This is a genomic window from Terriglobia bacterium (assembly GCA_020073085.1).
Taxonomy (GTDB): Bacteria; Acidobacteriota; Terriglobia; order JAIQFV01; family JAIQFV01; genus JAIQFV01.
In genome coordinates this window covers 61,765-86,328 of record JAIQFV010000009.1, presented here as the reverse complement: position 1 = coordinate 86,328, position 24,564 = coordinate 61,765, and the positions used below count along the sequence as shown (strand labels likewise).

The 24,564-nt window shown below is 57.5% G+C and carries 13 protein-coding genes; 1 reads left to right on the top strand and 12 read right to left on the bottom strand.

Translation table 11 applies throughout. The features are described 5' to 3' along the window. Nucleotides 1-148: 148 nt before the first annotated feature. The 10 genes from LAO21_11195 to LAO21_11150 all read right to left on the bottom strand — a co-directional run bounded on the left by LAO21_11195 (nucleotide 149) and on the right by LAO21_11150 (nucleotide 18,900). On the bottom strand, nucleotides 149-553 hold the full coding sequence (locus LAO21_11195; protein MBZ5553277.1) for a DoxX family membrane protein: 405 nt from the start codon (nucleotides 551-553) through the stop codon (nucleotides 149-151). A 262-nt stretch (nucleotides 554-815) separates the two neighbouring features. Beyond that, entirely contained in the window at nucleotides 816-3,251 is a 2,436-nt protein-coding gene (locus tag LAO21_11190) for an ABC transporter permease (GenBank protein MBZ5553276.1), read from the bottom strand. Nucleotides 3,252-3,471: 220 nt separating this feature from the next. After that, nucleotides 3,472-5,976 carry an ABC transporter permease gene (locus LAO21_11185; GenBank protein MBZ5553275.1) on the bottom strand — a complete coding sequence of 835 codons (2,505 nt, stop codon included), beginning with the start codon at nucleotides 5,974-5,976 and terminating at the stop codon, nucleotides 3,472-3,474. 206 nt (nucleotides 5,977-6,182) lie between these two features. Continuing rightward, nucleotides 6,183-7,802, bottom strand: a complete 1,620-nt coding sequence (locus LAO21_11180) for a SpoIIE family protein phosphatase (GenBank protein MBZ5553274.1) — start codon at nucleotides 7,800-7,802, stop codon at nucleotides 6,183-6,185. A gap of 163 nt (nucleotides 7,803-7,965) precedes the next feature. Next, a complete protein-coding gene (locus LAO21_11175; protein MBZ5553273.1) occupies nucleotides 7,966-10,392 on the bottom strand; it encodes an ABC transporter permease in 2,427 nt (808 codons plus the stop codon). 169 nt (nucleotides 10,393-10,561) lie between these two features. Next, a complete protein-coding gene (locus LAO21_11170) occupies nucleotides 10,562-13,114 on the bottom strand; it encodes an ABC transporter permease (protein ID MBZ5553272.1) in 2,553 nt (850 codons plus the stop codon). A gap of 194 nt (nucleotides 13,115-13,308) precedes the next feature. Next, complete coding sequence (locus LAO21_11165; protein ID MBZ5553271.1) at nucleotides 13,309-13,941, bottom strand: DUF2911 domain-containing protein; 633 nt, start codon at nucleotides 13,939-13,941, stop codon at nucleotides 13,309-13,311. 213 nt (nucleotides 13,942-14,154) lie between these two features. Next, on the bottom strand, nucleotides 14,155-16,602 hold the full coding sequence (locus tag LAO21_11160; GenBank protein MBZ5553270.1) for an ABC transporter permease: 2,448 nt from the start codon (nucleotides 16,600-16,602) through the stop codon (nucleotides 14,155-14,157). Nucleotides 16,603-16,816: 214 nt separating this feature from the next. Continuing rightward, the gene (locus LAO21_11155; GenBank protein MBZ5553269.1) at nucleotides 16,817-17,521 is read right to left on the bottom strand and encodes an ABC transporter ATP-binding protein; all 705 of its coding nucleotides are present in this window, start codon (nucleotides 17,519-17,521) and stop codon (nucleotides 16,817-16,819) included. 125 nt (nucleotides 17,522-17,646) lie between these two features. Then, nucleotides 17,647-18,900, bottom strand: a complete 1,254-nt coding sequence (locus tag LAO21_11150; GenBank protein MBZ5553268.1) for an HlyD family efflux transporter periplasmic adaptor subunit — start codon at nucleotides 18,898-18,900, stop codon at nucleotides 17,647-17,649. A gap of 317 nt (nucleotides 18,901-19,217) precedes the next feature. Between LAO21_11150 and LAO21_11145 the strand changes: the two genes are divergently transcribed. Then, nucleotides 19,218-20,186, top strand: a complete 969-nt coding sequence (locus LAO21_11145) for a quinone oxidoreductase (GenBank protein ID MBZ5553267.1) — start codon at nucleotides 19,218-19,220, stop codon at nucleotides 20,184-20,186. A gap of 17 nt (nucleotides 20,187-20,203) precedes the next feature. On the opposite strand, the gene LAO21_11140 is transcribed toward LAO21_11145, so the two are convergent. Both LAO21_11140 and LAO21_11135 read right to left on the bottom strand, forming a co-directional pair. Continuing rightward, nucleotides 20,204-21,007, bottom strand: a complete 804-nt coding sequence (locus LAO21_11140) for a methyltransferase domain-containing protein (protein ID MBZ5553266.1) — start codon at nucleotides 21,005-21,007, stop codon at nucleotides 20,204-20,206. A 260-nt stretch (nucleotides 21,008-21,267) separates the two neighbouring features. Beyond that, nucleotides 21,268-23,640, bottom strand: coding sequence for an ABC transporter permease (locus LAO21_11135; GenBank protein MBZ5553265.1), 2,373 nt, complete (start codon nucleotides 23,638-23,640; stop codon nucleotides 21,268-21,270). Nucleotides 23,641-24,564 lie beyond the last annotated feature (924 nt).

Here is a 24,564-nt window from a genome sequence, read left to right as displayed (position 1 = left end):
TTCAAGTGACTGGAATCAATGAAGTCCTCATATTGTTTGATGTGTCTCACTCTAATCATAGCTGACTGCTGATGGCCGATCGCTGACAGCTCCTTGATGGCAAGTGAGACCTGGCAACTTATTTCTGGCAACTGACAACTGACAAGTGTTACCTACCCTGCCGCAGTCGATCCAATGAATATCCATTATTTTCCGCGGTCCACAAAAGAACAAAAATCGCCAGGACGTAAGTGAGGTTTTGCGCGACAACGGGAGCCTGCCCCAAGAGGGCCATCCCGAAGGTCAGTGCAATCATGAGCAGCCCGGCCAGGGTGAGCGCGAGAAGGGTGAAAAGCCCGAAGGTCAGCAGGACACCGACCAGCAGTTCAGCGAACGGTACTAGATAACCGAACGGCGAGACCATGACCATCGGGAGTTTCCCGGTGAACTCTTTTTCCATCATGCCGGCAAAGTTGCCGACCCCCATCCGGAATTTTCCGATCCCGTAGGTCGCAAACAGGACACCCAAGGTCACTCGCAACAGAGCATATCCGATCTCGCGAGAGGATGGCATCGAGGAATCTCCGATCTGAAAGATAGTTGCCAGTTGTCAGTTGCCAGCAACCAGCCGTCAGCGATCAGCTCTCAGCAGTCAGCTATGATTGAGGTCAAACATATCAAGAGATTCGAATGTTTCATTACTCCCGGTCCATTGAATCCTATTTCAGCTGAAGGCTGATCGCTGATTGCAGAAAACTGATAGCTGAGCACTAACCTCTTGCGATTGTCAACTGAGAACTGAGAACTGACAACTGGCAACTGCTTGCTGGCAACTGTCATTCATGCCGCAGCGCGACCACCGGATCCACCCGGGTGGCGCGCCGAGCGGGGAGATAACTGGCCAGCAGGGCGGCCAGGGCGAGTGTCACAGAAACACTTCCGAAGGTGAGCCAATCCATCGCCTCGATTCCAAAGATCAGGCTGGCCAACAGGCGCGCCAGGCCGATCGAGAGAACGAGTCCAACTCCCAAGCCGACGAATGTTAACCAGGCTCCGCGGGCAACAACCATCCCCAGCACATCGCGCGGGTTGGCGCCGAGGGCCATGCGGATTCCGATTTCATGGATTCGCTCCGTCACCTGATAAGACACCACCCCGAAGACGCCCACGGTCGAAAGAATCAACGCGATGACTGCCAGGACGCTCATGATGACGGCAACATAGGCAATGCCGACCGTGGAATCTGAGATCACCTTGTCCAACGTTTTAATGTCGGAGAGGGGTTGTTGGGGATCGACCCGGGCAATCGCGTCTCGCACCGCCGAGATGAACTGCCTGGGATCACCCTGGGAGCGGATCGCCACGTAAGAGTTCAGCGAGGGAGCTTGTTGAAATGGATGATAGAGGGCGGGTTTCGGATCCCGCTCGCTCCAGTCATATTTGACGTCGCCGACCACGCCCACCACGGTCATCCAGGGGTAGCTGCTGTTTTCGAGCCCCAACTTCACTCGTTTGCCGATCGGGTCTTGATTGGGCCAGTTCCGGCGCGCCAGCAACTCGCTCACCACCGCCACGGGTGGAGAATCTTTCCCGTCCTGGCCGGTGAGCTCGCGCCCTGCTCGCAGCGGAATGTGCATCATTCGAAAATAGTCGGGGCTAATGACCTGGTTCGTGGCCGAGCGGAGGTCCGAGGAATTCACTGAGGGCTTGCCCTCCACGCTGATGAGCGCGTTGCTCCCATAATCCCCATAGGGGATATTGGTTGCAGTGGCAGCAGCTTCGAATCCGGGGATCATTTTCAGATTCTGCAGCACCTGGTCATAGAAGGCCGCCCTTTGCGGCGGCGTCTTGTACTTGCCCGGGGGGAGATTGACGCGGAGGGTGAGGACATTGTTCGGGTCAAGTCCCTGGTTCAGATTCAGCAGGGCTCTAAAGCTCTTCACCATCAATCCGGATCCCACCAACAGAATCAGGGCCAACGCCACTTCAGCCATGACCAGGAAACTTCGCAGACGATGTTTCGATTGGCCGGCCGATGCACTGCGCCCGCCTTCCTTTAGGGCTTCGTTCAGGTCCGGCTTTGAGCTCTGAAAAGCAGGGATCAACCCGGAGAGGATCCCGGTCAGCAGGGCCAGGGTCAAAGTGTATAAGAAGGCCCGGTAATCCAGGCGGATATGATTCCAGGCGGGGATAAATTTGGCGGTCTCCGGAGGCATGTGTGCCAGGATAAGTTCGATGGCCCATTGGGCCCAAAGCAAGCTGAGTGCCGCTCCCAGCAAGGACACCGCAATGCTTTCTGTCAAGAGCTGCCGCATGATCCGCCAGCGGCCTGCGCCCAGGGACACCCGCACGGCCATCTCTCTCTGGCGGCTCGTGGCCCGGGCGAACTGGAGATTGGCGACGTTGGCACAGGCGATCAGGAGCACAAAGGCGACTGCCACCACGGACATCAGGGTGTACTGGCGCGTTAAGTCCTGGGTCACAAAATCCCGCATGGACGTGACACGAACTGACCAACCCTTGTTGGTGGTCGGGTAAGCCTGGGCCAACTGCGCTGCAAGCGTCTTCAATTCGGCTCGTGCGGAGGAGGTGGACATCCCGGGTTTGAGCAGACCTAGGGCAAACAGGTAGTGTGAGTTTCGAACGCTGCGGGCCGCTGAGTCCAGTGCGAGCGGCATCCACAACTCCGCGGTGGTGGGGAAGTTGAACCCCGCGGGCATGACTCCGACGACCTCAAAGGTGCTTCCGTCAACCGTCACGTTCTTACCAACAATGTTGGCGTCTGAAGCATACCGGCGTTGCCACAGGCCATGACTGAGAATCACCACCTGTTCATGTCCGCGGTTTTCCTCCTCGGGAAGGAAAACCCGGCCCAGAGTGGGCTGGATACCCACGACCCCGAAGAAATTTGAGGTGACTTCGAATCCCTGGACCTTCTCGGGCTCCCCCTGACCGGTCAGATTGACATTCGCCCAATCATAAGCGGCCATGGCTTCGTAGGCTTTGGCCTGCCTCTTCCAGTCCTCAAAGTTGGCAGGAGAGACACTGGAGGTATCATCGCCTCTCTGATTCGGCCCCACTTCAAGAGCGACCACCAGGCGATTTTCGTTGGGGATCGAAAGCGGCTTCAGCAGGAATGCATCCGCGACACTGAAGATTGCCGTGTTGGCGCCAATCCCAAGCGCCAGCGTCAAAATGCCCACAGCGGTGAAGCCGGGATTCTTCAGCAGCATCCGGAAGCCGTAGCGAAGATCCTGGAATATGGTTTCCATCTTAACCTCCAGAAGGTGTCGGGTGCCAGGTGTCAGCAAGCAGTTGTCAGTTCTCAGTTGTCAGTGATTAGCCGTTAGCGATCAGCTATCAGCAGGCAGCTATGATTAGAGTGAAAGATGTCAAAAGACGAGAACAGCTCGTTGAGTCCAATCATATGAATCCAATTTCACCTGATGGCTGATAGCTGAATGCTGACGGCTGCTTGCCGACACCCGACACCTACTCGCATCTCAAGGCCACAATGGGATCGACCCTTGTGGCCCGGTGTGCGGGCACATAGCCGGCCAGCAAGGCCACGGCCGCGAGCAGCACTGTCGCGGAGATGAAGACCAGAGGGTCGCTGGCGTGGATGCCAAACAACTGCGACTCGATGAACCGGCCGACGGCAAACGCCACGGCCAGGCCGGCGGCAAGTCCCACGACCGCCATGCGCCCCACCTCATGCAAGATCAACCAAGCCACATTTTCGCGAGTGGCGCCGAGTGCGACGCGCATGCCGATCTCGCGGGTACGCCGCGTTACCGCGTAGGTCATGACCCCATACAATCCCACGGCCGCCAGCAGAGCGGCCAGAACCCCAAAGCACAAAGAAAGAAATGTTAACAGCCGCTCGCTGAAGATCGACTCGTCGACCTGGTCTTGAAGTGTCTTGAGGCTGTACAGCGGCAGATTCGGTTCGAGGCGTTCAACGGCGCCGCGCAGGGTTGTCATCATTGTCGTCGGCTCCTGTGCCGTCCGCACATAGAACGTGAGTTGTCCCAACTTCGTGTCCTGCTTATAGGGAAGATACACAAACGGATGGATTTCATCCCGCAGGTTGTTGTGCTTGCTGTCTTTCACCAGGCCGACAATCTCGATCTCCGGAGGGATGTTGCGGCCGGCCCCAAAGGCGAACCGGCTGCCGACGGGATTGCGGCCGGCAAAGAACCGATGAGCCATCGTCTCGTTAATAATGGCGACCTTGGGGGCGTCTACCGTGTCGCTTTCATTGAACTCACGGCCTGCAATCAGAGGGGTGCCCATCGTCGCGAGGTAATCGGGACCCACGCCGTTCTTTAAGACATGCATGTTCTCCTCTTCATGGGGCGCATACCCGGGCACCGTGATGTTGGACCCCGCATCGCTGTTATCGAACACGGGGATCTCCGCTGCGCTGGCCGAGCGCACCCCGGGCAGAGGGGTGATGCCTTGCCGGATGCGATCCAATAGAGCCAGAGACTGCGTGGGAGAATAGCCGTTGAGTTCGGGCGCGATGGAAAATTGGATGACGTGGTCGATGCGCACGCCCGGAGACAACCGTTTCAGGTTTTCAAGGCTTCGGGTAAACAGTCCGGCGATGACGAGCAGCACGGCGGTGAGCGCCACTTGCGAAACGATCAATCCCTTCCTCAAGCGCACGTGGGACAAGCTGCTGGAAATGCTCTCTCCTTGTCCTTTGAGGGTGGTCTGCAAATCGACTCGTGTCGCCCGCAGGGCAGGGATCAGACCGAACAGAATGGACGTTAACCCGGTGAGCGCCAGCGCAAACGATATGACTCGGATGTCAAGTCGTGCCACAAGCCCGACCGCCCCCACGCTCCCCGGAAGGGCCCCGAGGAGCACTTCAAGCATCCATGAAGCGACCAGCAGACCCGTGGCGCCGCCGGCGAGCGCCAGCAGCACACTCTCCGTCAACAGTTGACGGACCATACGAAGCCGTCCAGCGCCCAGGGCCGCCCGCACGGCGACCTCGCGCTGCCGCGCCAGGCCGTGCGCCAGCTGGAGGTTTGCAAGGTTGGCGCAGGCGATCACCAGGACCAGTCCAACCATCGCCATCAAGACGAGCAGAGGCCGCTGGGCGTCGTGTTGCAAGATGCGTCTTCCGTGGGAACCTTCGTCCAACAGGATCTGCTTTTGGAGGAATCGGCCCCGCGTGGCCACGGACAGGCCCATTTGGGACGACTCGGTTTCAAGAATCGATCGATAAACCGGCAACAGACCCGCTTCCGATTGCGTCCGCGTCATCCCCGCCCTCGTTCGACCGATGATCGCAACCCAATGATCCTTGAGATCATTCAGGCCGTCCCAGTTGGGTGTCATCCGGGCTTTCATCGTGATCGGGACAAATATGTCCGGCAGCTGACCGATTTGAATTCCAGTAAAGCCGGAGTGGGACACACCGACCACGGTGAGCGGGGTTCCATTCACATTCAGGGGTTTGTTCAGTATGCCGGGATCGCTTCCGAATCGGCGTGTCCAGTAGCTGTAACTCAGCACCACCACCGGATTCGCCCCCGGCGCGCCTTCGTCCTCCGGAGTCAGGACGCGGCCCAGCGCCGGGTGCACCCCGAGCACTTCAAAGTAGTTTCCTGACACCAGCTCGCCATTCGCACGCTCTGTTTGTCCCCCTCCCGTGACGTTCAATGCGGTCGGGAAGCGCGCCAGAAGCCCGGCGAGCACCGTGTTTCGTCCGCGCAGGTCCTTGTAAAGGGGATACGAGAAGGAGGCGGAATCATCCCCGTCGGTCCAGGTATGTCCCGGATTGGGACCAGGCGAGCGCAGGATAACGAGCTCCTTTGGACGCACGACGGGGAGAAGACGGAGAAGAACCTGGTCGGTGAGAGAAAAGATCGCCGTGTTGGCGCCGATCCCGAGCGCCAGGGTCAACACGGCCACCGCAGCGAACCCCGGGTTCTTGAACAGCATTCGGATGCCGTAGCGAAGGTCCTGGAATAATGTTTCCATCATCGTCTCCAGAAAGTTGTCAGTGGCCAGTGGTCAGTGGTCGGTTGCGAGTAATAAGCTGTCAGCATTTGACTCTCAGATAGCATCAGATTGAGATGATCAGATCAACGAAGTGATTAAGTCTTTTGACATGTTTTGCTCTACTCATACCTGACAGCCGATAGCTGATCGGTTACGGCCGGTTGCTGACCACTGACAGCTGCTCCTCACTCCACCGCCAGCACCAGCATGGTGGCATCGTCTTGAAATTCTCCGCCGCTGAATTCCACGATGGCGTTCATTACCTTCTGCTGCAGCTCATCGGCGCCCAAATGAAGATTTGCACGCACCAGTTCAATGAGCCGATCTTCTCCGAATTCGTCACCCTCCGGGTTGGTCAATTCGGTCACCCCATCGGTGAACAAAATGAGGCGATCGCCGGAGATCAACTCCACCTCCGCCTCCTGGTAGTGGCCATCGCGAAACACCCCCAGCACCGCGCCCCCTCTGGTCAGACGGGAAAGCGAGCCGTCGCGACGCACCAGCATCGGGGCGTTGTGTCCCGCATTGGTATATACGAGTTTCTTTGACCGGGCATATAGGACGCAGTAAAAAGACGTGATAAACCTCTCCGGGGCGATATTGCCGCTGATCACGCGATTCACCTTGGCGCACAATTCCTTCGGTGAAACAAATTCCGAAGCAAAGGCTTTGACAGCGGCCTGGACATTGGACATCAGCAAGGCCGCAGGCATTCCCTTACCCACCACGTCGGCGATGCAGAGGGCGATCTGCGTGTCGCTGAGTTTGAAAACATCATAATAATCTCCCCCCACCGCGCGCGCGGGCTGCCACGCCCCGGATATTTCAAATCCCGCGATCTGAGGGATCTCCTTGGGCAACAACCCCTGCTGGATCTCCCGGGCTTCCTTGAACTCTCGCTCCTGCTCCTGCCAGCGCAAGTGGTTGACGGCCGCGGCGACTTGCCCTGCGATGGTGGACAAAAACTTGCTGTCCTGCTCATCGTATCTCTGGCCCGTTCTCTTACATCCCACGGTAAGGAAAGCCACGAGGGTCCCTTCCATTCGAACCGGGACAAGGAGGGCGGCCTTCATCTCTTCCAGCTTGGATTTCTCGTGGGAAGGGAAGTCCTGTCCTTCGACCCGGACCAGGTCCTCGAGGAGCTCAAAGATCGGGCTGCTGAGGTCAAATCTTAAGCGGCCGATATCGTCCTCCGGAAAACCTACGGAAGAAGCCACCGTGAAGGCTGGCTCATGGGGCGCGCGTGTGAAGACCACAATGGACTCGCTCTCCAAAGCGCTTTGAAGGTGTGCAGAGACAATCTCCATGAGGGGTTTGAGTTCGGAGACCTCCCGGATTTTTTCGCCCAGACTCTTAGTTGCAGTTTTCAGGTGAAGTAGCTTGCGGCGCGACCGTCCGAGATCAACCTGGGTCCGAAGAATGCTCATCAGGCGTTCGTTTTCCCAGGGCTTTTGGACAAAGTCCTGAACCCCTTGATGCATGGCTTCGACCGCCAACTCAATGGTCCCCCAGGCGGTCATCACGACGACCGGAAGGGTGGCATCGAGTTCGCGAATCTGGGAAAGCAGGTTCAATCCTTCCTGTCCGGAAGTCGTGTCGCGGGCATAGTTGAGATCCATCAGGAGGATGTCAAAATTCTGGTCTTGAAGGGCCGTCATGACCGCTGCGGGCGAAGTGACTGTTTCCGTGTGAAACCCTTCCCCCTTTAACAAAAGCCGCAGTGCTTCCAGGACATCAGTCTGGTCGTCGGCAATCAGAGCTTTGGGTTTAGTGCGATTGGGATTCATTGTCGTCGAGATGTTCATTTTTCCTTTTTTCGATAAGGTATCAGGTGTCGGGTGTCAGGTGCCAGGGCGAAGAGTCCCACAGTTCTTGGAATGCCTGTCCTTTGAGGTAACGGCAGACAAGTAAAAGAACAGAGTAATTCGGTTTTCTGGCACCCGACACCTGACACCCGGCACCTGACACCTACTCGCATCTCAGTGCGGCCATCGGATCGACGCGGGTTGCCCGGCGCGCCGGCAAATAGCATCCCAGGAATGCCACTCCCGTCAGAAGTGCTGACACGGCGGCCATCGTTGATGGGTCGGTGGGCGTCACCCCGAACAACAATCCTGCCATCAATCGCGTCAGAGCAAAGGCGCCGGCGAGTCCGATCCCCAGGCCGGCAAGCACCAATTGCATCCCCTCTCGAATGACCAGACGAAATACATCTCCGGTTTGTGCCCCCAAAGCCATCCGCACGCCGATTTCCTGGAAGCGCTGGTTCACCGCGTAAGAAAGTACTCCGTAAATCCCGAGCGTTGCCAACCCAAGCGCCAGGGTTGCGTAAATACCGAGCAAGAACATCAAGTACCGCCGCGCGCGAAGAGAGCGGTCAAGCATCGATTCGAGGGAACGTACCTTCCACATGGGCTGGTCCTTGTCCACTGACCACACCGCCCGACGAACTGTGTTGGCAAACAGCATGGGATCGCCCTGTGTCCGAACGGTCAGGGTGGCGAACTTGAACGGGTTCTGTTGGAAGGCAAAATAGATTTGCGCGCTTGCCGGGTCCTCCAGGTCCTCCTGCTTCACGTTGCCGGCGACGCCGATGATCGTCGACGGTCCACTCCCCACGAGCGCCAACTCATCGCGCACCCGGATTTGGCTTCCCAACGGATCACGTCCCGGCCAATAGCGCCGCGCCATGTTCTGGTTGATGATCGCGACGCGAGGTGTTCCGGCCCGATCCTGGTCGGAGAACAACCGTCCTTCGAGGAGCGGGATTTCCATGGTTTTGAAGTAATGGGTATCGACCAGGTTGGTTTCCGCGATCGGTTCTTCCCCTGGAGGAGGTTCCGGGCGATCCAGCAAAACCATCGGATCCGAGCCGATGTTTCCACTGAATGGGATTCCCAGGGAGACCGAGGCCGACCGCACACCCGAAAGCCCGCTCACGCGGTCGACCACCTCACGGTGGAAATTCCATTGTTGTGCGGGCTCGGGGTATTTCGTGTCAGGTAGACGGTACTCCAGGGTCAGAAGATCCTCCGGGCGAAACCCCGGACTGATGTCCGAGAGCCGGAGGACCGTCTTCAGCATCAGGCCTGCGCCGGCCAGAAGCACCAACGAAAGTGCGACCTGCGATACCAGGAGCAGCTTCTGCGACCATCCTTGACCTGATCCTTCGCCTGAGATTCTCCCACCCTCTTTGAGGGTGTTGTTCAAATCCGGCCGGGAGAACTGAAGCGCGGGAGCAAGCGCCGAAAGGAATCCGGTCACGACCGCCACCAACAATGTAAACCCGAAGACCACTCCGTCCAGGCGAGGGACAAGGCCGGGGGGAAAAGCCAAGGGCGCCGACGCCTGAATAGCCTGTAGAGCCCAATCGCCCACCAGGAGGCCGAGTGCCCCTCCTGCCAGCCACAACAGGGCGCTTTCCGTGATCATCTGCAGGATCAATCGACCACGGCTGGCGCCCAGGGCGGAACGCAGAGCTAGTTCCTTCCGTCTCCCGGACGCTCGGGCAAGCATCAGGTTTGACACATTGGCGCACGCGATCAGCAGGACAAAGCCCACGGCGGCGAACAGCACCAGGAGGGAGGTTCGCACCTCTTCCACAGCCACTTCGTGCAAGGGCGCGACCACCACACCGCGCTGCCCGTCTATATCCGGGTACTCCTGCGCAAGTCGTTGCGCGATGGTATTCATCTCCGCCTGTGCCCGGCTAAGGGTGGTGGCTGGGTTCAGGCGGCCGATCGCCACGAGATTAGAGACACTGCGATCTCGAGAAAAGTCGGGATAGCTGGACACGGGCATCCAGATTTCATCCCGATCCTTGTCCAACGGAAACTCGAAGGATGGCGGGAGGATTCCCACCACCGTAAACACTGCGCCATTGAGAGTGAGTTGTTTTCCGACAAACCCCGGATCGGCCCCAAAGCGCGTTTGCCACAGGCCGTAATTCACCACTACGACGCGCGCCCCCTCCGGCTGATCTTCTCCCGGGAGGAAGGCGCGGCCCTGCGCGGGCTTAATGCCCAACACATCGAAGAAATTGGCGGAGACAAATCCGCCGCGCACACGCTGCGGCTCTTCCACCCCGGTCAGATTCACACTCTGTGTCATCCATGTGGAAAGGGCGGAGAAAGACCCGCTTTGCCTCCGCCAATCCTCAAAATCCGGATAGGAGATTCCGGTTCGCTTCTCCTGGCGGGTTTGGCCGGTGAGGACCATCAGTTGACTTTCCTGGGGGAATGCGAGGGGCTTCAGGAGGAACGCATTGACAAGGCTAAAAATGGCCGTATTGGCGCCGATTCCCAGGGCGAGCGTCAGCACCGCGACCACGGTGAACCCGGGCGATTTCGTCAGTAAACGAAGGCCGTGCCGGAGATCTTGAAATAATGTTTCCATCGATGTTCCTTAAGGTGCCAGGTGTCGGGTGTCAGGTGTCAGGGTGGAGAGTCAGCGACGTAAGCGATTGGTTCTTGATTCTTCTGACTTCTGTCCTCTGGCTTCGGTCGCAAGTGTTCTTGGATTCCCCAGTCCGGCAAACTGACACCTAACACCCGATCCCTGACACCTACTCATATCGCAATGCCACCATGGGATCCACCCGGCTTGCCCGATGGGCCGGGAGATAGGCTGCCAGGGCAGCGACTGAAATCATCCCCACCGTGGCCATCAAGATTGTGGCGGGGTCGACGGGCGTCAGCCCAAAGAGCAGTTGTGAAAGCAGGCGTGTGGTGGCAAAGACCACGGGCAGTCCGATGCCGATCCCGAGCAGGACCAGCACCAAGGTTTCCCGCATGACAATCCCCAGGACGTTTCGGCGCTGCGCTCCCAGGGCCATGCGGATGCCGATCTCATTCGTTCTTCGAGCCACCGCAAACGCCATGACGGCGTAAAGCCCAATGGAAGCGAGCAACACCGCCAGGGTCCCAAATAATCCGGATAGACTGGTGATCAGGCGCTCCCGCGCCAACGATTGGTCGACCAGTTCCGTCATTGTATGGACATGCAGCGTGGGGAGGGATCGATCCAACGACTTTACCAGATCGCGGAGCGAAGCCGCGACTGCCGCCGGTTCTGCCCGGGTGCGAATCTCGAAGTTAGCGGCGGCCACCTCGGTGATCGGATGGAAAAAGGGGACATAGAACCGTCGCGGCGTCTTTTCCCGAAGGCTGTTGTACTTCGCATCGGCGACGACCCCCACGATTTCAAATTCCCCGGGGTTGTCGGGATACTCGTCACGGACATGTTTTCCCAGCGGATTCGTATTTGGAAAATAGAATCGGGCCATGGTCTGATTGATCCAGCCGACCCGCGGACCATTTCCGCCATCGTGCGGATCAACATCACGACCCACTACCACAGGGATGCCCACCGTCGAAAAATAGCGGGGACCCACCTGATCGAATCGCGCATGCTTGTCGGGGCCTGTCTTCGGCGTGTAGCCCTCCACCCAGATGGGGTCGGCGGACTCGGTGTGGCTGAACAAACCATTTTCCGAAAGGGTCACCCCCTGCACGCCGGGAATTGCTGCGATTTTTTCCAGCAGGGTCCGGTGAAACTGAAGCAGGGCGGCGCCTTGGTAACCGCTTTGAAGCGGGTTGATTCGGAACAACAAGAACCGGTCAGGTTTATAACCGAGGTCGACGTTCACGAGTTTTTGAAAACTCCGCACGAAAAGTCCCGCCACCACCAGCAGCAGCAGAGATATGGTCACTTGCGCCACGACCAGGATCTTGCCCACGGGCATTCTGGAGATGGGGTTGCGGCCGCGGTCAGCGGTGGCACCCCGGCCGCTGCCTTTGAGGATGGAGTTCAAATCGAACCGAGCCGAGTGAAGCGAGGGGATCAATCCGAACATGACCCCGGTGAGGATGGAGAGGGCAAGCGTGAATCCCAGGATGCGAGCATCGGGATGAAGATCAACCGAGATCAGGTCCGGCCCGCCGGACGCCAGGCGCACCAGCAAACTGTTTGCCCATTGCGCGAGAACAAGGCCGACGCCTCCGCCCACCAACGCGAGCAGGAGACTCTCGGTCAGGAGCTGTCGCACCAGGCGGGAGGGCCGGGCACCCAATGCAAGCCGCATAGCAATTTCCTTCTGACGCATGGTCGCGCGCGAGAGCAGGAGGTTGGCTACATTGGCACAGGCAATCAGAAGCACGAGTCCGACCAATCCCATCAAAATCCGGAGGGGATCGGTAAAGCGTCCCCGCAGCGTCGATGCGCCTTTCGCGGCGCTCGTCGGGGCAATTCGTTGATCCATCCACTCCTTGTGCTGGTCTGCCGTCAGGCTCGGACTGGCATCCGTTTGAAGCATCTGCTGAAACGTCACGTTGATGCTCGCCTTGGCTTGTTCCAAACTCACCCCGGGTCTTAGCCGCCCCATGATTTGTATCCAGATGGTTCTCTCCATGATGCTGTTTGGATCGACCAGGAGATTTTTTCCAGGGATCACGGCCATTTGCATCGACAAGGGCACCCACAAATCCGGCGATTCACCGACCGTTTCACCAAAAAATCCGGGACCTGTGACCCCGATGATCTCAAAAGTGGTTTGACGAAGTCGGACCGTGCGTCCCAGTACGGAAGGATCCCGGCTATACCGCCGTCTCCAAAAATCATAGCTGATGACTGCCACCGGGTTCACTCCCGGGACCCTGTCGACTTCCTGTGTAAAGGTCCGGCCGAGAATGGGCTTGGCACCCAGCACAGAGAAAAAAGCGCCACTGACAAGGCTGGCCTTGACAGGCTCGGCAGGTTCGCTCGTCCCGGTCTCGTCGAAGTAGCCGTCCATGGAGTTCACGGAGCTCGCTGCAGCAAAGATGCTCGAGAAGACCCGGTTCTGATCGCGAAGCTGTTCGAATTCGTGATAGGAGAAAATGTCCCGGTCGCCCGAACTGCTCCCATTACTCATCCCATGGGCATCCGGGTTTCCAAGAACAACCAACTCCTGGGGACGGGGGACGGGGAGAGTCCGGAGCAGCACCGCATTGACAACACTGAAAATGGCGGTGTTGGCCCCGATGCCAAGGGCCAGGGTCAGCACCGCCACCAGGGTGAAGCCGGGATTCTTCAGCAGAATCCGAAGACTGAAGCGAAGATCCTGAAACAGGGTTTCCATTTTTCAATCCATGTCAAAAAGGTGTCAGGTGTCGGGTGTCAGGCAGATTAATGCAATAGTCTTTGCCAACCGCCGAGCGAATCAGTAATCAGAAAAGCAGCATCGAGATTCTGTGATGTCTTTGAACTCTGACACCTGACACCCGGCACCTGACACCTCATTCAAGGTTTCAGCACGAACCCAGCCTTCGTAATCTAGCTCCCGGTTGGGACCGGCACGATGATCGGAGCGCTCAATCGGAGCGTGCCCCAGGCAATTTTGAGAGTGACATTTTGAATATCGGGCCGCTTGAAAACCAGGTCGATTGCAAGCTTTTCTTTCAGATCGCCGGGAGGGTCCATGGTCACCGGCACCATGAATTCAGTGGGCGCCCGGCCGATTTCCGAAGCATCAACGTGTTCACGCCGGGCCTTGACCGGGTCGATAAACGCAAGACTCCATTGCTTACCGTCCTCAGACCGATGCAGGCCGAGATACCAGAGCCCCGCGGGGACGGTCTTCCCGGAAATCTTGAGGGGCATATCCGTGTCGAGCACCGTCCAGAAGTTGCTCCCCATCCGCCATGTCTTGCCTTTGGTCATGGGATCGAACTTCGCGGGATCCTCATAATCCTTGTTCCACACGGGACGACCGTAATTGACGGCAAACTGGCCGGTGCCCATGTTCTTCTGTGTGTTCCAGTACCCGACGCGCGTGGTTCCCCGCTCCGGGGAGTCGCTCCCAAAGGCGACAATGGCGGGCTGCTTCGGCTGGGCCTGGACGAGCCGGGGGAGCGATAGCAGCAGCGTCAAGATTGACACGCCGAGGACGATGAGCTTCGATTTCATTACATTCTCCTTGTCAGGTTTGGAGCGCAGGTTTCTTGCCTGCCTCCGGGTTTTGGCACTGTGATCAAGAGTGGAAGGGGCATCTCTCATGCCCTCCACGTTCCAATCCAATTTCAGATTGTGGATTGCGGATTTCGGATGCCGCAATGATGGGCGATAGATTCCCTCGGCTGGGGTTGAGTAATCCGAAATCCGCAATCCGAAATCCGCAATCTACTCATAATGCAACGCCACCATCGGATTGACTCTTGCCGCACGACGCGCAGGGAGGTAATTCGCCAGCGCGGCCACGGCCGCGAGAATCGCCGACACGAGGGCAAACGTCACCACATCAACGGCGCTCAACCCATAGAGGAACTTTGCCAGCAGGTTCGTCGCCGCAATGGAAATCACCAGGCCGGCGGCAATCCCTGCGATGACCGGGCGCATTCCCTGCCTCAAAACCAGGTGAAGCACAGCGCGCCGCTCCGCACCCAGCGCCAGGCGAATGCCAATCTCGTGGGTCCGCTGGCTGACCGCGTAAGCGGTCACGCCGTAAATGCCCACCGAGGCCAGCAAGAGGGCCAGCAGGCCGAGTGCAGCGGAGAGCATCGCTCCCATGCGGGAGGGCCACAGCCATCCCTGAAGATTATCTTCCAGCGTTTTGACATTAGTCTGTACGCTGCCGTCGATGCTTCCGACAATCCCCGGTAACGTCGTCGAGAGGTATTTTGAGTTGCCGTCAGTTCGAACGAAGAATTTCATGTCCGGCTGGAAATCCGGCTCGACCGTTCGATACGCGATGGGCTCGCTCGATGACCAGAGATAAACGCTCCGGGTGTCCTTCACGACCCCAACAATTTCAATGCCGTAATTGAACCGTTTTCCAATGGGATCTTCTCCCGGCCAAAAGCGTCGTGCAAACGATTCATTGACAAGGGCAACCTTCGAATCCTTCGCCATCTCCTGTTCGGTGAAAGTTCGGCCATGAACCATCGAAATGCCCAGTGCATCAAAATATTTTCCGGAAACAAAATTGACATTGGCCATGGGCGATTTTTTCCCGGGAGGAGTCTCGTGGCCTTCGATCTCCACATTGGTATCGGAGAATGATGAGCCCAGGGGGATGACCCAGGCCATCCCCACGGACTCGACTCCCGGCAGGGATTGGAGCTTGTCCACAAGTTCCCGGTCAAATTCGGCAGCACGGACCGGGGTGTAGCCATGCAGTCGCAGATCGGGGGACAGAACGAAGACATCCTTCATGGCAAATCCCGGGTCGGTCGTTTGGGCATTGTGAAGCGCTCGCACCAGCAAGCCGGCACCGATCAACAAGACCAGGGAGACCGCGACCTGTGCTCCCACCAGTAGACTTCGCAGTCGAGAGCGGCTGATCCGTTGTCCGAAGGGGGTGCCTTCATCCTTTAAGGCCGATGTGAGGTTCAGCTTCGTGGATTGCATGGACGGGAGCAGGCCAAACGCAACTCCGGCCGCAAGGGAGATTAACAGGGCGTATACGAAGACATTGACATCGGGGCTCACATTGATGGCGAGCGGTAGCTCCCCCGGAGGATGGACGAACCTGAGGAGCAGGTCCGTAATCCAGAAAGTAAGGAGAAGTCCGGTGATTCCCCCGCCCAGAGAAAGCAGGGTGCTCTCGGTCAAAAGTTGTCGGATCAGCCGGCCCCGGGTGGCCCCCAAGGACAGCCGGATTCCAATCTCTTTTTGCCGTGAGGCGGCCCGCGAAAGTAACAGATTGGCGAGATTGGCACAGGCGATGAGGAGGACCAGTCCGACGGCAGTCATCATAAGGATGGCGACCGGAATAACATTCGCTTGGTCAGTAGGATCCAGAAATGAGCTCGGGGTGATCGTCGCGCTGACTTTTCTGGTCTTGGCAACAGGCTGGCCATCGGTTCGATCGAGTTGGGCGGCAAGGGTTGAAATTTGGGCTTCAGCCTGCTTCAGGCTCACCCCGGGTTTCAACCGGCCCACCAGTTTGAGCCGATGGGTATTGCGATTATTGAGGATGTTGCCGCCGGGCACCGCCTCAGCCTCCATCATCAGGGGTATCCATAGATCCGTGGCCGTCGGTTCCAAGCCGGTGAACCACTTGGGAGCTACCCCGACCACGGTGTACGGATGGAAATTCAGAATCAGCGTTTTTCCCACCACCCCGGGATCTGAACCGAACCTCCTTTGCCATAAACCATAGCTCAAAACCGTCACGGGATGCGAACCGGGTGTCTTATCCTCTTCCGGAATGAAAGTTCGACCAACAACCGCGTCAACTCCAAGGACGGAAAAGAAATTTCCCGAGACGAGTGTGCCCTGAAACGATTCGGTGGGGGTGTTGGGATCACTGCTCTCGCCCAGCCGCAGCGCCGCTCCTGTGTAAGCAACCAGCCCTGAGAGAACATTGTTTTGTTCGCGGAAATCCATGAAGTCCGGGTAGGAGGCGGATCCATATCGGGGTCCATCCTCGAATGACTCGTAGATTCTCACTACACTACCGGGATCCTTCGCGGGAAGCGGGCGCAATGCAAGGGCGTTGAACACAGTGAAGATGCTGGTGTTGATTCCGATGCCCAGCGCCAGCGTGGCAATGGCGACGGCCGTGAAGCCGGGGTGTTTGAACAACAGACGCAGGCTGTACCGGATGTCGGCCAGGATTGAATCCATCGGGCTTGCCTCGAGAAGTGGTCTGCAGTCAGTTGTCAGTTCTCAGTTGCCAGTAAACCCTTGTTAGCTGTCGGCCGACTCTATGTCTTGAAACGAAGGATGCACTTTAAAACATCTTCTCTGTTTGCATCTGTCAGGGTCATTCTTCCGGGCTAAAGGTTCTTACTGGCAACTGAGAATTTAATTCTGAGAACTGAGAACTGAATTCTGCAATTCAAACTGATTCGGCTTCCATGCTTTCTTCCACCACGCGGCCGTCAAACAGGTGTACGGAGCGGTCGGCATGGGCGGCAAAGCGCGCGTCGTGTGTCACCATGCAGATCGTCGCCCCGTCCCGGTGCAGTTGCCGCAATAGTTCCATGACGGCTTCGCCGTTCTTCGAATCCAGGTTTCCGGTCGGTTCGTCCGCCAGCAGGATGGAGGGACGACCCACCAACGCGCGCGCCACAGCGACGCGTTGCTGTTGCCCACCCGACAACTGGCTCGGCAGGTGCTTGGACCGGTGACCCATCCCCACCTTCTCGAGTGCTTCCTTTGCGCGTTCCCGCCGCTCCACGGCCCGCATTCCCCGATAAGTCAGCGGCAATTCCACGTTTTCGTACACGGTCAGGTCGCCAATCAGATTGAAACTCTGGAAAATGAAACCCACTTCCTGGTTGCGGATGCGGGCCCGCTCCGAAGGCTTCAGTGCTTCGACCGGCGTGGCGTTCAAGGTGTAATGACCTTCCGTGGGAGTGTCGAGCAGCCCCAGGATCGACAGCAAAGTGGACTTGCCACACCCCGACGGGCCGGCAATCGCAACGTACTCGCCCGAATGGATGTCGAGATGGATCCCCGACAAGGCATGCGTTTCCACCTCGTCGGTGAAGAATACTTTTGTGACACCTTCCAGCTTAATCAAAACGTTGTTGGCGATCATGTATTCTCCTCAGGAAGAAGTTCTCAGTTGCCGAAAGCAGTTGCCAGTGACCGGTTCCCAGTTGTCAGTAAAGAGCTGATAGCAATTTGCCTTTCACTGGCAACTGAGAACTGACAACCGCATCTTCAATTCAAGCGGATCCGGTCCGACCGGTCCTGGGCGGACATGTCGGAGAGAATCACCGAGTCACCTACTTGCAACCCCTCAACGATTTCGATCGTGTTGACCGAACTGCGTCCCAGCTTGACCGGTACGCGAATCGCTTCCTTGCCATCTTCAACCAGCTTGAAAAGTCCCACCGTGCTGAAGGCTTGTCCCTGTACGGGCCGGCCGACATAGAGGACCTCCGCAAGCCGTTCGAGCTCAATCGTCCCTTCCACGCTCAAATCCGGCCGCGCTCCATCGGGCAGAGCTCCTTCCAGTTTCACATCCACCGTCACCGTTCCCGCCACAACCGCCGGATCAATCCGTATGACGTGACCGGAAATGATGCCATTACGCGTATCGATCGATGCCAATTGCCCGACTTGCACATCCTTGGCCTGTGTTTCCGCAATCTTCAACTCCGCTTTCAATTTCCGGGGTTCTGCCACGCGCGCGAGGTTTGTCCCCGCAGTTACCTGCTGTCCGATTTCCACGGGAACTTGTTGCAACACGCCGTCCAGGCCGGCTCGCACATGCAACTGATCGACTTGTTGGCGTTTCAAGCCGGCCAGGGCGCGCAACCGGTCCACCTCAGCTTGCTGGACAGCTATCTGGGCCTTGATTGATTCGCCGCTGATGGCCAATCGCTCCTTTTCAATACGATTGCGGTTCGCGAGTTGATCCGCGGCCAGCGCCGACAACTGGCGGTTCAAATCGGCGGTCAGCCCTTGCCGCGCCAGCTCGGCGTCGGTGTCAGCCCTCAATTGCGCCTGCTTGTAGTCGGCCTCCACTTGGGCGGCCCCCGCCTTCTGGGTCAGCAACTGGCTCTGGAGGGTCACCCGTAAGTCAGCCAACCGCGCCTCGGCACCTTTGGCCTGCATTTCGGCATCGAGTGCGGCTTGATCGAGGCTGGGATTGCTGAGTTCCAAAAGCACCGTGCTGGGTTTGACCGCAGTCCCGGGTTCGACCAGTCGCCGCTCCACCCTGCCTTCGGTGCTGGCGGGGATCCAGCGGATCTCCTCTGGGACGAGCGTTCCCAGACCTCGAACCTGGCGCAACATGGGCCCCCGTTTCACTGTATCAATCCAGACAGTCGCGCGTTCAACAGTTGGCGCAGCAGGCTTCAAACGCGACAAAACCACAGTCGTCGCCGAGATAAGTATAATGGCGAGGGTAATGTAAATAATCCGCTTGATCAGCCGCTGCCGTGCTGCCGACTTCCTTGGTATGTCCATGGGTCTCCTCCACATCCATTATGGGCAACTTTAATGCCGAGTAGCGCTTTCTTTATATCTAATTGTAACTACACTGTTTAGCGCTTCTTCTGATAATCCGACGACCCTCTCCACTTGCCCGCTAATGGGATTGTTTTGTCGCAAAACCGGACACCCTCACATTGTCACTTCACGGCATACTGATGGATAACTTGCCTTGAAAGACTTGAGCTCAAATCACAGAATCAATTTGCATAATCCGGACGCCAGTGGATATCATTGGCTCTCCACGGGAATAGACACCATATATTCTTTGAAAAGGGAGGTCAGAACCCAGTATGAAAGCTATTCTCGTCCGCAACAACGGTGGACCTGAAGTTTTAAAGTATGAAGAGGTGCCCACGCCGAGCCCGAAGGCGGGAGAGGCTCTCGTAAAAACCGAAGCGATTGGAGTGAACTTCATTGACGTTTACCATCGGATGGGTCTCTACCCATTGACTCTTCCAACAGTGATTGGAATGGAGGCTTCCGGGCGAGTGGAGGCGTTGGGACCCGGCGTGTCCGAAGTGGCCGTGGGTGACCGCGTGGCGTACGCGATGACCTCGGGCTCATACGCCGAGTACGCCCTGGTGCCGGCAGGGCGGCTCGTCAAACTCCCGGAGAGAATCGATGCTCAACAGGGGGCCGCAGCCATGTTACAGGGGATGACGGCGCATTACCTTACCACCTCGACCTACCCGTTGAAGAAGGGAGACACCGCCCTGATCCATGCCGCCGCCGGGGGAGTTGGACTCCTGCTTATTCAGCGGGCCAGTCGAATCGGCGCCAGGGCGATTGGAACCGTCTCCACCGAAGCCAAAGCCCAGCTCGCCCGCGAAGCGGGGGCGGATGAGGTGATCCTTTACACCCAACGGGATTTTGAGCAAGAGGTGAAACGTCTGACGGATGGTCGCGGTGTGCAGGTCACCTATGATTCGGTGGGGAAAGACACGTATTTGAAAAGCCTGAATTGTCTTGCTCCGCGAGGGATGTTGGCCCTGTACGGTCAATCCAGCGGACCCGTTCCGGCGTTTGATCCTTCCTTGCTTGCAAAGGGGGGATCACTCTTCATGACCCGGCCCAGCCTCGCGAATTACGCGGCAACCCGGGAAGAATTGTTATGGCGTGCCGGCGAGGTGCTGCGCTGGGTGGAATCCGGGGAATTGAAATTGAGGATAGGTGCAACCTATGCGTTGAAAGACGCAGCGGATGCACACCGTGAGCTCGAAGCGAGAAAGACGACGGGGAAGGTGTTGCTTCTCCCCTAATTCCCGTAGTAACGACTTCAGTCGTTACTAACCCTGGAGTAACGACTGAAGTCGTGACTACATTCACCATTGTGGATTGCGGATTTCGGATTCTGGAATAGAAGCATTGGAAGTGCCTGAGTCTCCGCAATCCGAATTTCGAAATCCGCAATTCCCGCACGTTGCTTGGGTTTCTCGAAAATCAAGAAATAGAAATCCTTTTTGTTCGCCGGATTTGTGAAGCCCGGCTCCTTGCGGAGAAATTGAAACCCGGCGTGGGCGACGTCTTCTCGGACCAATTCCTCGGGAATACGGTGTCGGGGGTAATAGTCGGAGCGGGAACTACCTGGAGGGGTGGGGGAGTCGATGATTGCGAGCAGTCCGTCCGGCTTCAGCGCCTTGAAGATGGCTTGCAGCATGGCATCGTAGGATCGAAATTCGTGGTAGGAGTTCATAACAAGGACAACGTCCAACGAGTTTTCGGGTAATTTGGGATCGCCCGGTTCACCGTGCAGGGCTTCAATCTGGGTGAGGTGCTTTTCCTCAGCCAGCCGACGGATCTCCTCCACGTCATCGTTCCTAATATCCTCCGCATAGACCTTGCCCCGGGGCCCGACGCGCTCTGCCAGATGAAACGTGAAATACCCTTCTCCGGCCCCGACGTCGGCGACAATTTTCCCGGGATCAATGTGCAGCGCATCCATCACCACTTGCGGGTGTTGCCACTCATCTCGCTTTGGCCCGCTATCCTGCGAAAAGAGTCCACAAGAGACCGAAAAGGCTGCGATCAGCAGGAGAAGATGGAATCGGAATCTGCATGCATTCTTACCGTTGCATCTCATGACGGGTGAAGTCCCTTGATCGATTCAAAAATGTCGAGACTGGAAAATGGTTATACCGATACGAATTTCAGGAGGATGAGGACGACAATCAGTAGAACAATTGCTTTGACCATATATCCTTCACCTCCGCAAGTCTGATTTGCTGTTATCCGGCGCTCGTCCGGACTGCAATGTTACCACGAGAACGACCCTCGTGGGGCAGACGTCCTCGTCTGCCACCGTCAACTCAGCCCTTTGCAGACGAGCCGTCTGCGCCACCCCTACTCGTACCTCAGCGCCATCGCCGGATCGACCTTCGTCGCCCGGTGAGCCGGGACGTAGCAGGCGACGAGCGCCGCCGCAATCAGCACGAGGGAGACGAAGATGAAGGTCAGAGGATCGGTCGGCGTCACCCCAAACAAGAAATTGGCGATGACGCGGCTCAGACCCAGCGCGACAGCGAAGCCAAGGAGGACTCCTATCGCCACCCGCGTCACCCCTTCGCGGACCACGAGCCATAGCACATCCCCTGGCAGCGCGCCGAGCGCCCGACGAACGCCAAGTTCATGGGTGCGCTGCGCCACCTGGTAGGCAACGAGCCCATAGACACCCACGGCTGCGAGGACAAGGGCCAGCGCCGCAAAAAAGGTCAACAAAAGCATGTGTGATCGCTGCGACGAGATGGAGTTGAGAATGACACGATCCATCGTCGTGATTTTCGACACGGGCTGATCCTTATCGACTGCCAAAACTTGGCCCCGGATGGTCGAAATCAGTGGGGTAGGATCACCTGAAGTCCGAATGACAAGGCTCATCGCAGGTGACGGGCTTTGCTGCATTGAGACATACAACAATGGCCCCCCGGAATCTTGAAGGTCGTAATCTCTGACCGCCCCGACCTCTCCGACAACTTCGTATTCGTCAATGAGTTTAATATGTTTTCCAATCGGATCCTCGCCCGGCCATAAGCGGCGTGCCAGGGCATCGTTCACGATCGCGCGCTTCGTTTCGCTTTGAGCATCCTGGGCGCTGAAGAAACGGCCTCGCAGCAGTGGAATTTCCAAGGTTGAAAAATAAGCCGGAGTCACAGTGCGATAGGGGGCATAAGCTTCGATCGGTCCGGAACGTCCTTCCGGGCGGATTGGAAAGAGAGCGTCATCGCCGCCGGCCAGAGGGAGATGGGTCACCGCCCCAGCAGAGAGTACTGCGGGCAGGGCTTCAATCCGGATGAGCACTTGCTTGTAATAAGAACTGATCTGAGAGGGGTGGATATATTTCGAAGTAGGCAGTGAAATGTCCAGCGTCAGAACCCGTCTTGCCTGAAAACCCGGATCGACCCCGAGCAGACGCAGCATGGTCCGGATCATCAGCCCCGCCCCGATCAGCAGAACGAATGCCAGCCCCACCTCAGAGACCAGAAGGGCGCCCTGGAGCCGCCGACGCGGGCGGCTTGCGGGGGATTGTGAGCCTTCCTTCAGACATTGAGTGAGGTCAGGCTTGGAGGCAATGATCGATGGAGCCAGCCCGAATAAGAGCCCGACCGCCACCGCGAGCAACGCCGTTGCCCCCAGCACCCAGCCATCGATCTCAATAGGATTTATCCTGGGCAGGTCGATGGGAAGGAACGACAGCATGAGAGTGACGCCCCACTCCGCCATGAACACACCCAGTACTCCCCCTGCCAGAGAAAGCAAAACGCTCTCCGTGAGCAATTGCCTGATCAACTGAAGGCGGCTGGCGCCGAGGGCAATTCGAATGGCAAACTCCCGGGTTCGTTGGGCCCCACGGGCAAGCAGTAGATTGGCGAGGTTGGCACAAGCGATCAACAGCACAAATCCGACTGCTCCCAACAAAACGAGCAGCGCAGTCCGACTGCCGCGCGCCAAGCTGACCTGCAAGGGGGTCAGCAGGGTTCCAGACTTGGTCTTTAGGCTCGGATCGTCGGCCTGTGCCCGTGCTGTGATCGCGTCCATTTCAGCTTGCGCCTGGGCCAGAGACAACGTTCGTTTGAGCCGGGCAATCGGGCGAGGGAGTATGACTTGTCGGATGATCGTGTCGTTGCCCGTTCCGGGGAGGACCCAGGCATTGACTCCTTCTGGGAACTCTACCCGCGGCGGCATGATACCCCGCACCGTGACTACCCTGGCATTGAGTATCACCGACTTCCCGATAAGATTGGGGTCCGCTCCATATTGGCGTCGCCACAATCCATCGCTGAGCACGATGTCCGGCGCGCCGCCGGTGGGTTCGGAAGAAAAATCCCGGCCCAGGGAGGCCCTCACCCCGAGGACACGAAAGAAATCGCGCGTCACCTGCGCAGTCAGCACTCGTTCCGGCTCGTCCCCTCCCGTCAGGTTCACTTCGCCGACTTGATACGATGCCACACTTTCAAACGACTGAACGTGGTCCTTCCAACTCAAATGATCGGAATTGGATGCTGAGAGACGGTCCAGGTAACCCAGGTCGTTGATGGTGACGATTCTGTCAGGGTCCGGATATGGCAACCGACGCAAGAGCACGGCGTTCACCACGCTGAAGATCGCTGTGTTAGCGCCGATGCCCAGCGCCAGGGTGAAGACCGCCACAAGGGTGAAGCCCCGATTCTTGGAAAACATTCGAAGCCCGTAACGGAGGTCTTGGAACAGAGTTCCCATGTAAGTCGCCAGAAGAAAACTGTCAGTCGGCAGTCTCAGGGAACAGACGGCAACAATCGTTCGCCCAGTCTGCCCGAGATCCTATGAGACACGCAATAGTGAGAATGAGGCTTTCAGAAATGTTTTGTGCCTCCACTGATCTAAACTCGGTCGGCAACAGCCCGGCACCGATCCAGAAGGGTCATCCTTGCTGCCGCAATTACCACGCCACGGATGACGGTAAGTGTGGCAATCTATTTTGAATGACATAAGGCAACTTCTGTGTTGAATGCCGGGCTCATTATGTCCGATTCCGGGATTGTTCGTCTCAGATTCGTAAAGGCATTTCTGACCTCGGCGGAAGCAGACTGTTCGAGGGCCAACCCCACTCGATTTGCCCGTCCAAGAAGGTAAGGCTAGCTTCGTGCTTCGACGCTTCCCACTTCCATGGCCCATCAGGTGGAAGTGTTTGTCGACGAATGCGCGATCTTTTTTGAGCAGTTAATATCGTCTCTCATGTCGAAGAATTTGATCTCTGATCTTCAAATTCTCTGGAGTAATTCCTCAAGGTATTTCAGAAGCTTGGTAAGATGGCGAATCGGGATGTGGAGTCGGTGCCTTCCCGAATCGATGTCCTCAATCCCCCTTGGGAGAGGAAGTCGAAATTTTCCGTGCACAAATGGGATCCCCAATATTCGTGCTGATCTCGCGATTTCCCGTTGTGCATCTGTGTGGTGATTTCGTATTCTCATTCCACCTCTGTCCGGACTGAAAGCGGCGGTCTTTGAGACAGAGTCAAATCCAGTCCTTGAGTGCGAAAGATGAATGAAGTAGGCGAGCGTGGCACGCGATGGGGAGTCTTGCTCCTGTGCCTCGGACTGTCATTAGTGGCCGTGATGCCTTTTTACTTTTTGGGGGAGAGGGATCCAGGCGATAGCATTTGGA